The organism is Verrucomicrobium spinosum DSM 4136 = JCM 18804, assembly GCF_000172155.1.
GTDB classification, from domain to species: Bacteria; Verrucomicrobiota; Verrucomicrobiia; order Verrucomicrobiales; family Verrucomicrobiaceae; genus Verrucomicrobium; species Verrucomicrobium spinosum.
The window spans coordinates 8144788-8159164 of sequence record NZ_ABIZ01000001.1 but is presented as its reverse complement, the minus strand read 5'-3'; the positions used below and the strand labels follow the sequence as shown (position 1 = coordinate 8159164).

Below are 14377 nucleotides of genomic sequence, written 5' to 3'. Positions count from 1 at the left end.
CAGTCAGCGGATAGCATTGAACATCCACCGGCGGGAATGTTGAATGAGTTTGGAAAAATATTTTGCAGACAGGACCAGGGACCGCACAAATGCCATCCCCGCTCGCTTTCAAACCTACGCCATCATTCAAAACTCCTGCCCGGATTGCTTTTCTCCAACTGCTTCCGTGCCTCCACCCGCCACTCTTCGGTGGTCCATTTCTTCTTGTCTAGCTTGTGGTCTTCGTCTTCGTCCTCTTCGTCTTCGGCCTGGTGCTCCAGTTCCAGGGCGCAGTGTTTGACGTAGAGGTGTCCGGGCGTGGGCGCGGCGGCGTCTTCAGCAAAGAAGGACCACGTCACGGTGCCCACCATGCCGTAGCTGGTTTTGACCTCCTTGGCGGCTTCGCCTTCGTTGCTGTCGAAGCGATAGGTGAACTTGAACAGCCACAACGGAATCTTCTGCTGCCGGGGTGGCCAGTAGAGCTCCGTTTTGTCATAGACCTCCAGGCTCAGTGGCGGAGCTCCCAGCTCGTTGGGATGCTGCAGCCATTCCGACATCGTGGCCTTCGCGGCGAACTCTGGTTCCTTCGCAGCGGCGGGGATGTCGGCGGCATGTTTGAGTTCCTCCAGGTAGCGTTTGGCGGTGCTTGACCGGTGGACGTCCAGGCAGGCTTTTTTGAGGACATCCAGGCCCGTGGTGCCCTCGTTCTTCAAGTCTGACCATGCGGCTTCCAGACGCACTTCTTCATCCGGATGAGCCAGGGCCAGCGGCAGCAGTTTTGCCCGGTTCGTCGGCGAGAGATACGCCAGCCCCACGGCGGCACTGTGGGCATAGCTGGTGGTCTCCGTATCGCGGCTCTCCAGCCACTCCTGGAGCAGGGCCACCCCTGCCGCCGAGTCGAAGGGGTGGACGCCCTTCCATTTGTCCTTCAAGCGGGCTTGGTTCGCGGAGTCAAGCAACGCCACCCCCGCGAAACCCGGTGGCAGGCTGCCTTTCAGATCCTTTACCAGCAGCGTCATCTGCTCCGGATCAGTGGAGAACGTGTTGAACAAGGAAGTCCAGGTGTAGTCTTCCTGCCCCACCCCGTTGCGGGCGGCCACAACCACCAGGGGCCGTGCCTTACCCGTCTCACCATAATCCAGGACGTACTGCAGCACCTGGAGGAACTGGGCTGCCTCACTGGGATCCTCGCCTGAGGCCGCGGCGAAGGTGGCCGAATCTCCCAGCCGTTTCTTGGCCCAGCTGTTGATCGCAGGCAGGACTTCATCGACCAGGGCATCATAGATGTCGGAGTCTGTCACGCTGTCGCAGATCTCTGTGAGGGCGGCTATCTGGCCGGTAATGACGGGACCCGCGGGTGCTGCCCGCAACTTTTCTATGGTCTGCTTCAACAGTTTGACATGCTTCGTCGTGCGTGGCTCTGCATCATCCGCGTCCAGATCCTTCAGCGCCTTCGTGAGATCTCCGCCATCTGTGAGCCACGCCGTCAGCACGGTGCCCAGCGTGTGACTGAACGCTTCATCGTACGCCTGGCGCAGTTCAGCATCGGTGAAGCTCATATTGCAGGTATCACCGGTGTCCGCCAGGATCTTCCTTGCCACGAGGCTGGTGACAGGATGCACAATATCAAAGTGGGTGCCCGGCAGGGTGAACGCCTGGAAGGGCACGTTGATGTTGGCCGCGCGGCGGCCCATCTTCTGGGCGCTCTCCGCGAAGGTGGGGTTGTCTTCCCCTTCAAAGTAGAACGTGGGACGCGTGATAAACCGGGTGTACCGGATGGGGCTGCGCAGCAGGCTTTCCCGCTCTTTCAGCGAGTCATAGGGAGTGTTGCCAAACCCCTCGCCAGCATACAGGACGTCGCGCCCATCCGGCATGCCGCCTAGGGAGAATGCGGCACGGAACTCGTCCGAGGCCGTGCTGGCCAGGAGGGTGAGCGTGCCACCCGTGCTGTGCCCGCCGATGTACACGCGGTTGGGATCCACATACGGCAGTGTCTTCACATGCTTCACGGCGGCCAGGAGGTCATTCACCTCGCCGAAGAACAACTCGAACCTTCCCGGATTGTCGTTCTCACCCCGCCAGGACGGCGTCATGAGGACGATGCCCGCCTCGCGGAAGGCGCGGGCCGACTGGTCATCGTACTTGGAGGCCTCCTGCCAGAAGTAGCTGCTTATGCCGCCGAACCCGCCGTGAGCCCAGACGATGGCCGGGTGCTTCTTCCCGTCCTTGGGGTCTGGGGTGACATAAGCGACCAACGACCCTGCGTCGGATGGGTAACGAACCTTCTCAAACACTTCTTTGGGCGGATCCTCGGCGGGTCCTGATGCCTTGTGGGAGGATTTTTTCCAAACTGTGCGATGTCCGGCGCGGTCCTCAAAGAGGGGCTTCTCTGCGCTGCTGGCGGCGGTGACTTGCTTGTTCACTTTCTGCAGCACGAGGAAACCGATCGTGAAGAGCAGGCCAAATCCGCAGAGGATCACTGCCCCCAGCACCCACGGCCACCACGTGCGCTGGCGCTTCCACGCAGGCTTGCTGACTCCTTCCGAAAAGGTCCGATGGGGGGTGGGTGATGCCACGGGTTCTCTCAAGGAGACCTCGGTGGGTACAGGCAGGGTCGCTACGGGCTGCGGCGACGTCTGCCCGGGGGGCAGGGGGGGAGGCACAGGAGCGGCTGGCACTCCCGGTAGAGGGGGCATTTCCGGTGGGAGCACATTCTTCAGCGGCATCCAGCCGGGCAGGCCCTCGCGCCAGGCCATGTCCATCGGGGCGAATTCGCCATTCGCGAGTTTCTGGCGCAGCGCGGCTTCGGAGAAAGGACCATGCTGCTGTCCGTGCTTGTGGACGAGATAGTTCATCGGGGGGGCGTTTTTTGGCGGAGGCGGGAGATGCCGGGCATCTCCGCTCACCATCGCAGAAAGGGGGTTCACTCAGGGGAACGAGTTAACGCTTCCCACAAAGCAAAAATCCCGGAAACCTCAAGCCTCAATCATGATGGAAACACGCTTCCAGTCCGCACGACCGCCATCCGGATGGAGAAAAGCTGAAGGAGCCTCTGCGGCTGACGGCACCCCTGCTCTTGCATCTGCAGTGAAGCAATAAAGTCAGGCGCGAACCGGTGACACGAACGGGTACAGATCTCTGTGCGGGACCAGCACCTTGCCTGGCGAAGCCGGATTGAGCAGCCCCACCAGGTGCTTGCGTTCTTCATCGGCAAAGAGCGGCTCCTCTTTCGTTTTGAAGGCGGTTTTGCCTTCCAGTTGTTTGCCGTCCCCGTCTGTGCCCTGGAAGAAGTAAACCAGTCCCACCTGCTTCCCATTCACGACGTTGGGTGCCACGTTGGTGATCTCCAGGATCACCACATCCGAGCGTCGGCCGCAGCGTTTCGCCAGGGTCAACTGTCCGATCATGCCGAGACCGCCCCATATCGCAAACCCGCCCAGGAGGAGGCCCATGACCCCCATGAAGCCGATGGCCAACCATCGCCCGGTGAGCGCATCCATAGCCCACGAATGGGCGACCTTTGAGGGATCGCTCTCCAGATACCGGGCCTCCTGACGCCCCTCCTGATCCACGCTCGTGAGAAAGGTGTCAAACTTCACCCGAGCGCTACGGGCCTGCATTTCTTTGTCACCATAGCGGACGACCAGATCGTACTCGTGAAAAATGAAGTTCTTCGTCCGTTCGTTGCCTTGAACCTCAGAGAAGCTGGCTGGCACACCGGTGTCCCAGATCTTCCTGTCTTCCAGAACCTGGGTGATGGACTCCTTCTCTATGAAGATGAAGAGCGCCAGGAACCCGATCCCCAGCAGGATCAGCGCGATACCCCCGAGGAGTTTCTTGGTGGCAAAGGAACCTCGAACGCGAAGCGGGCGATCAGGAAAGGGAGTGATCATAGGCGGGAGATTCGCCGGATCGTAACCGGAGTTCCGGTGATGGGGCAACACAACTTTTTGTTTCGAATGATGCGCTTGGCGGAGCGGACAATGCAGATGAACCGTCCCGATTCCTTGAGTGGCTGACCTACCGCGATGGTGACGCAATCAGGGGTGGTTCGCGGCAAGCGGGGCGCTCGCCCTACAGGAGGAGCCTCCGTGTCTGTCGAAACTTGGTGACAACAGCGAGAAGGCGAAGCTGCAGACGCTTCAGTTAGTGCCTCCTCACGTCGACAACTACAGGGGCGCTGGGTGGTTGATGATCAAAGACCAGTGGGTGGGAGTTGAGGCGTGAGCTGTCGGGGTGTGTGTGGAATCGGAAGGTCTATGGGATGCCTTCTGCCGTGTTACGAACAACACCGATCGTAGTTGTCGACGTGAGGAGAACGAACCAACCGCGCGCGTTTGGGGTGGATGCCAAGGAACCAGCTTGAGGCCGCCGCCCCGGATCGAAGTTGATCCCCACAGGGGATCTCTAACACAGCCCAACGTTGGACGAGCCCTAAGCGAGTCAACGTTGGGTACCTCCTCCCCACCGCCATCAACACCCCCACGTCGGTCGGACCTGATGTCATGCGCTGACTGACGTTCGCGGCAAGATGCCGCAAACAGCACGCAGGATGCGTGCGCTCCCCGAGCACAGGCCATCTGAATCCAGTCAGTCTATGCTTCACCACCCCAGGTTCCTTGGCAGGCACTAACCTTCCCCGTATGCGATGTCTGAATCGTGGAGAGCAACCGCGTGCCCAAGGGGGGCCATGGCCACGAGGGGCACCCGCATCAAACACCCCTTACTCCTCCTTGGCCTTCTCCTTCTTTTTCCCACCACCCCCGCCACCCGCCCCACGACCGCTGGGCTTGCTGGCATCATACGCAGGATTGCTTGTCGGCAACAAGGACCCGGTGTCCTTCACCCGACGCTCCATCTCCGCTTTCAATGTCGTCACCACCTCCGTCTGCGTCGCTGCCACATTGTTCCTCTCTGCTGGATCAGTCTTCAGATTGTACAGCTCGTACGCATCTTCTTCAAACCAGTGGATCAGCTTCCAGTCACCCTGGCGCACGGCGGTGGCGGGTGCCCCGCCCTGGTTGCCATAGTGGGGGTAGTGCCAGTACAGGGTGCGGGGTGCCGCATCGGCCGCCTTGGGCTCTTGTTTCAGCACCGGCTTGAGATCCACACCGTCTCCCGGATACTCCTTGGGCAGAGCAGCACTGCCCGCTGCCAGCAGGGTGGGGTAAAAGTCAGTCCCGATCACGGGTTCATGAATCACGCTACCCGGCTGGACGACACCCGGCCAGCGCACCAGGAGCGCTTCACGGATGCCGCCCTCATACATCCAGCCCTTCCCGCCGCGCCAGGGCAGGTTGGCGGTGGGGGACCCTTCGCTCGTGGAGAGACCGCCGTTGTCCGACGTGAAGACGACGATGGTGTTCTCCTTCAGGCCCAGTTCATCCAGCTTGGCCAGCACCTTGCCCACCGCCTGGTCCATGGCTTCCACCATGGCCGCATAGACGGCGTGTTCCTGCACCTGCCTCACCTGGCGAGTGTCCTCCTGCCCCCACTCTGCCTTCAGCCCCAGCTTTTCCTTCTTGGCCTTGTACTTCGCTTCCAGATCCGGACGAGCCATCAGCGGCGTGTGCACAGAGTAGAATGAGAAGTAAGCGAAGAACGGCTTGTCCTTGTGGGCTTCAATGAAGCTGGCCGTTTCTGTTGCCAGGCGGTCAGGGAGGTGCTCTCCGGGCGGCCCGTCGGACAGCCGGGGGTTGCCGTAGGGGGAAAAGTACTTGTTGCCCCCATACGGGCCGCCGCGGTCGATCCCGCCCTTGTTGATCTCAAAACCCTGGTCCTCGGGGAACCAGCCTTCGGGCCCCAAGTGCCACTTGCCCGCAAAGAAGGTGGCATAGCCTGCCGCTTTCAGCGCCTCCGCCATCGTCGTTTCCTCCAGGGCCAGCCGGTCACTGTAGGGGGCGGGCAGCAGCTTGGTGTTGCGCTTCCACTGCTCGGGCTTCATGGGCGCACCAATGTAGTCCGTGATCCCGGTCCGCTGGGGGTACTTGCCCGTCAGAATGCTGGCCCGGCTCGGCGAGCACACCGGGCAGGTGGAGTAGGCGTCTGTGAAAAGCGCCCCCTCCTTCGCCAGCCGGTCCAGGTGGGGCGTTTCGTAGAAGGTGCTGCCGTAGCAGGCGAGGTCCCGCTGGCCCAGATCATCCACCAGGAAGAAGACTATGTTGGGCTGCCTGGGAGGTTCGGCACCGGCCAGACGGGTAGAAAAGAGCAGGACGGCAGGGAGGAGGAAGAGGCGGATCATGGCAGGAGTCTTCTGTGCAGAGTGGGAACGACGGTCCACCTTCAATTTCTCTGCGAAATGGCCCATCCTGTTTTTCTCCGGGGCTTCTGTTGTCCACTCGGTATTATTTTTCCCGGTTGCGCCGCGCCCTTACCTTGCCAGCCTGTGCGCCCCGCATGTTCACCCTCCTTGGTACTGATCCCCACAGCCTCGCCCGACGCGGGCGGCTGGTCACTCCCCATGGGGTGATCGAAACGCCCATCTTCATGCCCGTGGGCACCCAGGGTTCGGTCAAGACGGTCCATCCGGTGGAGCTGGAGGCTATCGGAGCCCAGATCATTTTAGGCAATACCTACCATCTCGCCGTCCGGCCGGGCATGGAAGTCATGCGTGAGGCGGGAGGCCTGCATGCCTTTGCCAACTGGAACAAGCCCATCCTCACAGACTCCGGCGGCTTCCAGGTCTTCTCCCTGGGGAAGCTCCGCAAGATCAAGGAAGAAGGCGTTCACTTTCAGAACCATGTGGATGGTTCACCCATGATGCTGGGTCCAGAGAGCGCGATGGAAATTCAGTCCATCCTCGGCTCAGACATTGCCATGCTCTTCGACGAATGTCCGCCCCACCCCTGTGATGCGGCGTATGCGGCCAAGAGCCTGGACCTCACCCTGCGCTGGGCCAAACGGTGCCGCGAATGGGTGGACAAGAACCAGCCCATGACCAACGGGAAACCCCAGATGCACTTCGGCATTGTGCAAGGCTCCAGCTATCCCGAATTGCGTGCCAAGTCTGCCCGGGAACTCGTCGGGATCGGCTTCGACGGCTACGCCGTTGGCGGCGTCAGTGTGGGCGAACCGGAGCCGGAGATGATGGCTGCCGTGGAGCACAGCATCCCCCACCTGCCCATGGACAAGCCCCGCTACGCCATGGGCCTGGGCACCCCGCCCCAGATGATTGAGATGGTCGCCCGCGGGATCGACATGTTCGACTGCGTGCTGCCCACGCGGCTCGCCCGCCACAGCACGGCTTTCACGGACGAAGGAACGCTCAATCTCAAAAACAACACGTTTGCCCGGGATTTCCGTCCCATCAGCGAGGATACCCACCCCCTTTGCCGCGGATTTACCCGTGCTTACATTCGTCACCTGATCAAGGCCGGGGAAATCCTGGGATTGCGGTTGATTTCCCTCCACAATCTGCATTTCTACCTGTCCCTCATGTCGCGTGCCCGAACCGCCATCGAGGAAGGCTACTTCAACGAGTTTCGAACTGAGTTTACCGCCAAATACCAACCCCACAAGGAATCATGAGTTTTTCCAGCATCATCGTCATCGCCCAAGCAGCTCCCGCAGGTCAGCCAGGTGGAGGTTCCAGCACGATCATCATGATGGTGCTCATGATGGTGATGATGTACTTCATCCTCATCCGCCCCCAGCGCAAAAAGCAGAAGGAGCAGGAAACCCTTCAGAAGGCCCTGTCTGCCGGAGATGAAGTGGTCACCATCGGCGGGGCTCATGGTGTGGTCGCCACCGTCAAAGAGAAAACTGTGGTGGTGAAGTTCGCCGAAGGGAAGGTCGAATTCGACCGCACCGCCATTGCCCACAAGAAAGCCAAGGCCGAAGAAGCCACGCTGGTTGACGATAAGAAATAAGTCTTTGCACCGTCTCACGACGCCGCCTTCAGGCCCTACGGCCCGCCGGCGGCGCCTTTTTGTTTTTCATCCCGCATCCTCCAAGTCAGTGCCATGAATACACCGCAAATCACCTTCATCTGGGGCGCCGTCCTGCTCTTCCTGTTGTTTTACTATCTGGGCACGACCATTCACCGGACCAAAAAGATCATCGGTACGGTTCTGACCCTCGGGGTCAGTGGCTTCTGCATCTGGGCCTTCGCGGGGCTGGGGATCAAAAAAGGGATCGACCTCGGCGGCGGCAGCTCCTTTACGGTGCAGCTTCAGCCGTCCCTCGATGACAAGGGGCAGCCGGTTCCCCTGTCCCCGGCAGCAGTCCAGCAGGCCATTGGCATTCTGGAGAAGCGCCTCAACCCGGATGGCGGCAAGGACCTTCTGACCGCCCCCCAAGGCACGGACCGGATCCTCATCCAGATGCCTGGCGTGCATCCGGATGAAGTCGGCAAAATCCGCGAGACCATTCAGAAAGTGGCCCACCTGGAGTTCCGTCTCGTCCACCCCCAAGGTGAGTCTGCTCTCGCTCAGATGAAGGCCACGGGTCAGCCGGTGATCGGCTACACCGAGCTTCCCGGTGCGAAAGACAAGGATGGCAAGCGCGAAGTCGCCAGCTATCTGGTGAAGAGCCGTGCTGACCTCGAAGGCGAGCACGTCGTGCAGGCATGGCCCGCTCTCAATCCCGAAGGCTGGGTCATTCACCTCAAGCTGGACTCCGCCGGGAGCAAGATTTTCGCAGACCTCACCAGCGCTCACATTGGTGAGAACCTCGCCATCATCGTGGACGGAGAGGTGCTCTCTGCTCCGACCCTTCGTTCCGCGATCACCGGCGGCAACGCTGAGATCTCGGGCAAGTTCACCCAGGAAGAGGCCCAGGAACTGGCCTCCGGTCTTGAGAATCCCCTCAAGAACCCCATGAAGATCATTGAGGAGAGCAACGTGTCCGCCGCCTTCGGGGAGCAGACCATCCAGCAGGGCATCCAGACCGGCTGGGTCTCCACCCTCCTTGTCGCACTGTTCATGCTCATCTACTACCGCTTCGCCGGGCTCATCGCCCTGGTTGGCCTGGTGGTCTGCATGCTCCTGGTGTTCGGTGCCATGGCCCTCTTTAACTTCACCCTCACCATGCCGGGCATCGCCGGTATCGTGCTCACCATCGGCATGGCGGTGGACGCGAACGTGCTCATCTACGAGCGGCTTCGTGAGGAGATGAATGCGGGCAAAACCCTCGGCGCTGCACTGGATGCGGCCTTCGAAAAAGCCTTCTCCGCCATTTTCGACGCCAACATCACGACCCTCATCTCCGCCGTTATTCTTTTTTACCTCGCCACCGGTCTGGTAAAGGGGTTCGCGGTCACGCTCACGGTGGGCATTGTGGGAACTCTCCTGGGAGCCCTCATCGTCACCCGCGTGTGTTTCAACTGGTTCATTGATGCGAACCTGCTCAAAAAGATCACGGTCACCCACATCATCCCGGAGGGGAAATATGACCTTCTGAAGTGGTCCAAACCCTTCGTGCTCGGCTCCTTTGGACTGGCTCTGTTGTCCATCCTGGTCTTCCCCATCAAGGGAACGGATGCGATCGGCATCGACTTCCGCGGTGGTGCGATCACCCGGTTTGAAGTTGCCGCGGGCAAAACGGTGGAAACCGAGGGGGTGGAGAAATTCCTCAAGGAATCCAATATCCAGGGGGCTTTTGTGCAGGCCAGCTCCAACGCCACGGCCAATCTGATCACTGTCCGCAGCGAGTATGATGACGGTCCGAAGGTGAAAGAAATCTTGGAATCGAAGTACGCGGGTGAACTCTCCGGAGGGCAGACGGACCGCGTGGGTTCCATCGTCGGCAAGGAACTGGCCACCCGTTCCGCCATCGCCTATTGCCTGGCCATGCTGGCCATCTTCATCTACCTGGTGATCTTCTATGAGCTGGCCTTCGCCGTGGCCGCCATCGTGGCCCTTTTCCACGACTGCGTCATTGCCATCGGTCTTTCGGTGCTCTTCGGCCAGCAACTCTCCGTCATCCACATTGGTGCCATCCTCACGGTGGCGGGTTACTCGATCAACGACACCATCATCGTCTTTGACCGCATCCGGGAAATGCTCCGCACTCATCGTGGCAGCATCCGCGACATCATGAACGAGGCGATCTCCGCCACCCTGAGCCGTACCTTGCTCACCAGCTTGACGGTGCTCATGTCCATGGTCGTGTTGTTCTTCTTCGGCGGTCCGTCCATGAAGGAGTTTGCTCTGCCGATCATCATCGGCGTCGTGGTGGGTACTTACTCCTCCATCTACATCGCCTCCTCCCTGGTGCTGTGGTATGGCCGGGTCACCGGCCGTGGTCTGCAGCGCCATGCGCTGGATGACTCCGATACCCCGGCAAAGGCTCCCGGAGCCGCGGCGTAACGCAGGCCCCGCGAGATCCCGCTCCAAAACCGCATCTGCCTCCGGGTGGTTGCGGTTTTTTTGTCGGTCTTCCGGATGTTTTCCTCCCAACAGGTGCCCAGGAAAACTTGAAAGTGAGAAACTCCCGCCCCTTGCGTCTCTCGCGAAGCGGGTTAGCGTCCAGTTGGTCCATCAATCCCCTCCCAAGTCGGCATGATGCCCGAATCCCTGGCTCAAAATGCCCTGCCCGAGCAGCCCACGACGGAAGCTTACGTCGTGCAGGAACGCGTGGCGATTGGCACCGCAGGGATTGTGTATCGGGCCATCGAATCGGCCACAGGTCAGCAGGTCCTTTTCAAGTTGCTGTCGGGGGAAACATCCAACCCCATGGACCCAGCCTGGGTGTTGGAGCGGGCTCCGGTGCTCAAGCAGATCCGGCATCCTCACATCGCCACCCTGTTGGATGCGTACGATGATCCTGAAGGCTGCGTGCTCGTGTACGCCTATCAGGCCGGTTGGGCGGGCAATGCCTTCCCCACCCAGCGCCTGCTGGTGGATGCGGATGAAGCCCGCGAGGTGGCGCGGCAGCTCTGTGACGCCATCATGGTTGGGGAAAAGTCGGGCATGCCCCATGGCGATCTGAAGCCCAGCAATCTGATCATCACTGACCAGGGTACGGCAGGGCTGAGTCTGCTCGTCTTGGACTGGGGACTTTCTGAATGCCGCGCCAATCCTCCGGTGGAGACGCTCCAGTACATGGCTCCCGAGCGGCTTCTGGGTGGACCGGCGACGGTCTCAGGCGATCTCTTTTCTCTGGGGGCGACCATCTGGTATCTCCTCACCGGGAAGCAACCGGTGGAAGGCAAGACGCGAGAAGCTCTGCTGGCCTCCTGGCAGCAGTTTGACGCCGCCTCCATCACCACCCTACGGGCCGATGTGGACCCCGCCTTTGCCCAGTGGCTGGGTTGGCTCTTGAAACTCGATTCGCGGGATCGGCCTGGCTGGGTGTCTCAGGCCACGGAGGTGCTCAACCGTCGTGCTCAGGTGTCGGCACCCCGCCCCGTGGCACCGCGGCTCGTTCCGCCAAGGCCGGTGGGTCCCGCCCCTGGCCCTCCCGTGGATGCGAATGCCCCCACCGCACGGCTCATTCCCACACCCAGCGCGCACCTCGCGGCAGGTGGTCCCCCGCGGTTCTTCTCTACGGATCGTCTGGTGGGAGGTTTCTTTTTCATCTGCATCCTCGCTGGTGTCGCCGTCGCTTTCGCCTGGTGGGCGGAAAGCAAATGGGGCGCAGAATGGCCGGCGCAACTCGGCGAGTACTGGAAGGCGGTTTGGCGTTAGGGGACAGGGCAGCAAGCGGGCTGTTGAGACACAGCTTCGCGGTTGGTTGATAAGTCGTTGGTGTGGACTGAAAGCATCGTCCTGAACTTCTATACCCCTTTGGTTCGGCGGCGACGAACGGAGCACGAATCACTTCTTGGAAGGCAATACTCTGCTAAAGAGCCGGTCGATCTCTCCACCCTTTGCACCGCATGAACGAAAAACCTGCGCCCCTCATCGAGCCGCCTGAAGGATACAGCAACTGGTTGGCTAATTTGAAGGATCGAATCTATCTCGCCCGGCAGAATGCCTCGCTGGCGGTGAACCGGGAACTCTTGGATTTGTATTGGCAAATCGGTCGGGAAATCTTGGCCCGGCAGGCGGCGCAGGGTTGGGGAGCAAAGGTCATTCAACGCCTTGCCCATGACCTCCGTACCGCCTTTCCCGAGATGAAGGGTTTTTCTCGTGCCAATCTGATGTACATGCGAGCCTTTGCTGAAGCATGGCCGGACGCAGCAATTGTCCAACAAGCTGTTGGACAACTGCCGTGGGGTCATAATCTGGTTCTGCTGACCCGCCTGAAGGACCCGGAACAACGCATGGCCTATGCTCGAAGCGCGATTGAGCATGGGTGGTCGCGCAACGTACTGAACATTCACATCGAAACCCGTCTGTTGGAACGAAGCGGCAAGGCGGTGACCAATTTCGAATTCAATCTGCCCAAACCCAAATCGGACTTGGCATTGGAATCTCTCAAGGATCCGTACCGGTTTCACAGCCGTCCCACAGCGAAACAAAAAGGTGACTGGCGGCCTACCCCACACAGGGTAGGCCTGAGATGAAATTCAAACCAGCCAAAGTCATTGGAAGCGTTCTGGGGCAGCTTTGCAAGCTCATTCCCGGGCACTTGGTCGCGAACCTCTGCGCTCAACACCACCACGGCAGCCAGCCGCGCACCTTCAGTTCCTGGAGTCACGTGGTCAGCCTGCTCTACGCGCAACTGACACACTCCATCAGTCTCAACGATGTGTGCGACAGCTTGAGGCATCATGCCGGGGCCCTCGCTGCCATCCGCGGAGCGACACCGCCAGCCCGCAACACCCTGTCCCATGCCAATAAGAATCGGGACAGCGACCTGATGGAGACCCTCTTTTGGAAGATGTTGGATCATCTCCAGCATCGGCACCCCGGGTTTGGCCTGCGCTATGAAGGACTGCCCCGGCGGTTTAGACGGGCCATCTACGCCATCGACTCCAGCACCATCGCCCTGGTGGCCAACTGTATGAGTTGGGCCAAGCACCGGCAGCGCAAGGCGGCGGCCAAGCTCCATTTGCGTCTCAACCTGCAAACCTTCCTGCCAGCCTTTGCCATCATCGAAGAAGCCTCTCATCATGATGACTCGCGCTCCCGCGCGCTTTGTGCCAGCCTCAAAGACGGGGAAATTGCCTTGTTTGACAAGGCTTACATCAACTTTGCCCACCTCTGGGAGTTGACCGGGCGGGGCATCTTCTGGGTCACCCGTGCCAAGGACAACATGAGCTACCGGGTGACGCGCAAGCTCCAGGCACGGCCGCAAGGCAAGGTGCTGCGCGATGACCTCATTGTGCTCAAAGGAGCCAGGAGCCTTTCGCAACATCCCGGCCCGCTGCGCCGGGTGGAGATGCTCGTGGAGCTTGACGGCAAGGAAGTGCGCATGGCCTTTATCACCAACCAGACAGAATGGGCCGCCAGCACGGTAGGAGAACTCTACCAGAGCCGCTGGGGCATTGAAGTGTTCTTCAAGCAGATCAAGCAAACGCTCTGCATCTGTGATTTTTTGGGACATAGCAAAAACGCGATCCGCTGGCAGCTCTGGGCGGCCCTGTTGCTCTATGTGCTGCTGCGGTTCCTGGCACAAGTATCGGGCTGGCCGCACAGCTTCACCCGCCTCTTCACGATGATCCGAGGGGTGACTTGGAGCCGGGTGGATCTGCTCAGATTGCTGGCGTTCTATGGGACAGCAGGCGGTCCATGGAAGATGCGAGCCAGCCCGCAAAGCGTGTATCTGCCTGGGCTGGAGCCCCCCGTCTATGGGACAGCAGGCGTCGCATAACGGAGCAGGACCGCCCCGTTTGAGAAATCACTTTCGCAAAAGGCACTTCAAAACATCACCAACTCAAGCCTCTGGCGCTGCTTTTGCAGGGCTATGGGATGACTGTGTACCGGTTTGATTTTTTAGGACTGACGGAAGAAGCACATGAGCGGGAAATTGAAGATGCCCTCGTCAAGCACGTCACCGCCTTTCTGCTGGAACTGGGTGCAGGGTTCGCTTTCGTTGGCCGACAGGTATTGCTGGACGTGGGCGGAGAGGATTTTTTCATAGACTTGTTGTTCTACCACCTGAAGCTCCGCTGCTATGTGGTGATCGAACTCAAAGCAGGCAAGTTCAAACCAGAACACCTCGGGCAGCTGAGCTTTTATCTGACTGCGGTGGATACTCAGGTGAAACATCCAGACGATGGGCCAACCATTGGACTGTTGCTGTGCAAGAATAGGAACAAGGTGGTGGCCGAGTATGCACTGCGCGGTAGCCCGCAGCCACTGGGAGTGGCTGAATATCAACTCGTAGAGTCCCTGCCTCCCGAACTGGAAACCAGTCTTCCAACCATTGAACAGATCGAACGTGAACTGGCAGGGGAATGACTGGCGGATGTTACGGATGAAAGGAACTAGATCGGGGCCGATAGACGCTCTATCTCAACAACGAGGACGGAGGGCCGGTCTGCCGTCACCCTCGCGGAAGCAGCTTTCAT

8 protein-coding genes and 2 pseudogenes are annotated in these 14377 nt (G+C 60.1%); 7 read left to right on the top strand and 3 right to left on the bottom strand.

Annotated elements, in window-relative coordinates; genetic code table 11:
- Positions 1 to 122: 122 nt before the first annotated feature.
- From VSP_RS40450 to VSP_RS32835, 3 genes are all read right to left on the bottom strand, one after another.
- A complete protein-coding gene (locus VSP_RS40450; RefSeq protein ID WP_198141277.1) occupies positions 123 to 2834 on the bottom strand; it encodes an alpha/beta fold hydrolase in 2712 nt (903 codons plus the stop codon).
- 246 nt (positions 2835 to 3080) lie between these two features.
- Positions 3081 to 3872 carry a hypothetical protein gene (locus tag VSP_RS32840; RefSeq protein WP_009966090.1) on the bottom strand — a complete coding sequence of 264 codons (792 nt, stop codon included), beginning with the start codon at positions 3870 to 3872 and terminating at the stop codon, positions 3081 to 3083.
- Positions 3873 to 4702: 830 nt separating this feature from the next.
- Complete coding sequence (locus tag VSP_RS32835) at positions 4703 to 6220, bottom strand: sulfatase (protein WP_044133748.1); 1518 nt, start codon at positions 6218 to 6220, stop codon at positions 4703 to 4705.
- A 155-nt stretch (positions 6221 to 6375) separates the two neighbouring features.
- On the opposite strand from VSP_RS32835, the gene tgt reads away from it, so the two are divergent.
- From tgt to VSP_RS38605, 7 genes and pseudogenes are all read left to right on the top strand, one after another.
- Complete coding sequence (tgt, locus tag VSP_RS32830; protein WP_009966088.1) at positions 6376 to 7506, top strand: tRNA guanosine(34) transglycosylase Tgt; 1131 nt, start codon at positions 6376 to 6378, stop codon at positions 7504 to 7506.
- A complete protein-coding gene (gene yajC / locus VSP_RS38610) occupies positions 7503 to 7847 on the top strand; it encodes a preprotein translocase subunit YajC (protein WP_009966086.1) in 345 nt (114 codons plus the stop codon). Before tgt ends, yajC begins: the two co-directional genes overlap by 4 nt.
- Positions 7848 to 7940: 93 nt before the next feature.
- The gene (locus VSP_RS32820; protein ID WP_009966085.1) at positions 7941 to 10286 is read left to right on the top strand and encodes a protein translocase subunit SecDF; all 2346 of its coding nucleotides are present in this window, start codon (positions 7941 to 7943) and stop codon (positions 10284 to 10286) included.
- Positions 10287 to 10478: 192 nt separating this feature from the next.
- Positions 10479 to 11606: a serine/threonine-protein kinase gene (locus tag VSP_RS32815; RefSeq protein ID WP_009966084.1), complete on the top strand. Its 1128-nt coding sequence runs from the start codon at positions 10479 to 10481 to the stop codon at positions 11604 to 11606.
- Positions 11607 to 11797: 191 nt separating this feature from the next.
- Positions 11798 to 12382, top strand: a pseudogene (locus VSP_RS32810) (DUF1016 N-terminal domain-containing protein); the annotation flags it as partial.
- Between the two features lie 41 nt (positions 12383 to 12423).
- On the top strand, positions 12424 to 13677 hold the full coding sequence (locus VSP_RS32805) for an IS4-like element ISVsp5 family transposase (protein ID WP_009960198.1): 1254 nt from the start codon (positions 12424 to 12426) through the stop codon (positions 13675 to 13677).
- A 107-nt stretch (positions 13678 to 13784) separates the two neighbouring features.
- A pseudogene (locus VSP_RS38605) lies at positions 13785 to 14267 on the top strand (PDDEXK nuclease domain-containing protein); the annotation flags it as partial.
- Between the last annotated feature and the right edge of the window lie 110 nt (positions 14268 to 14377).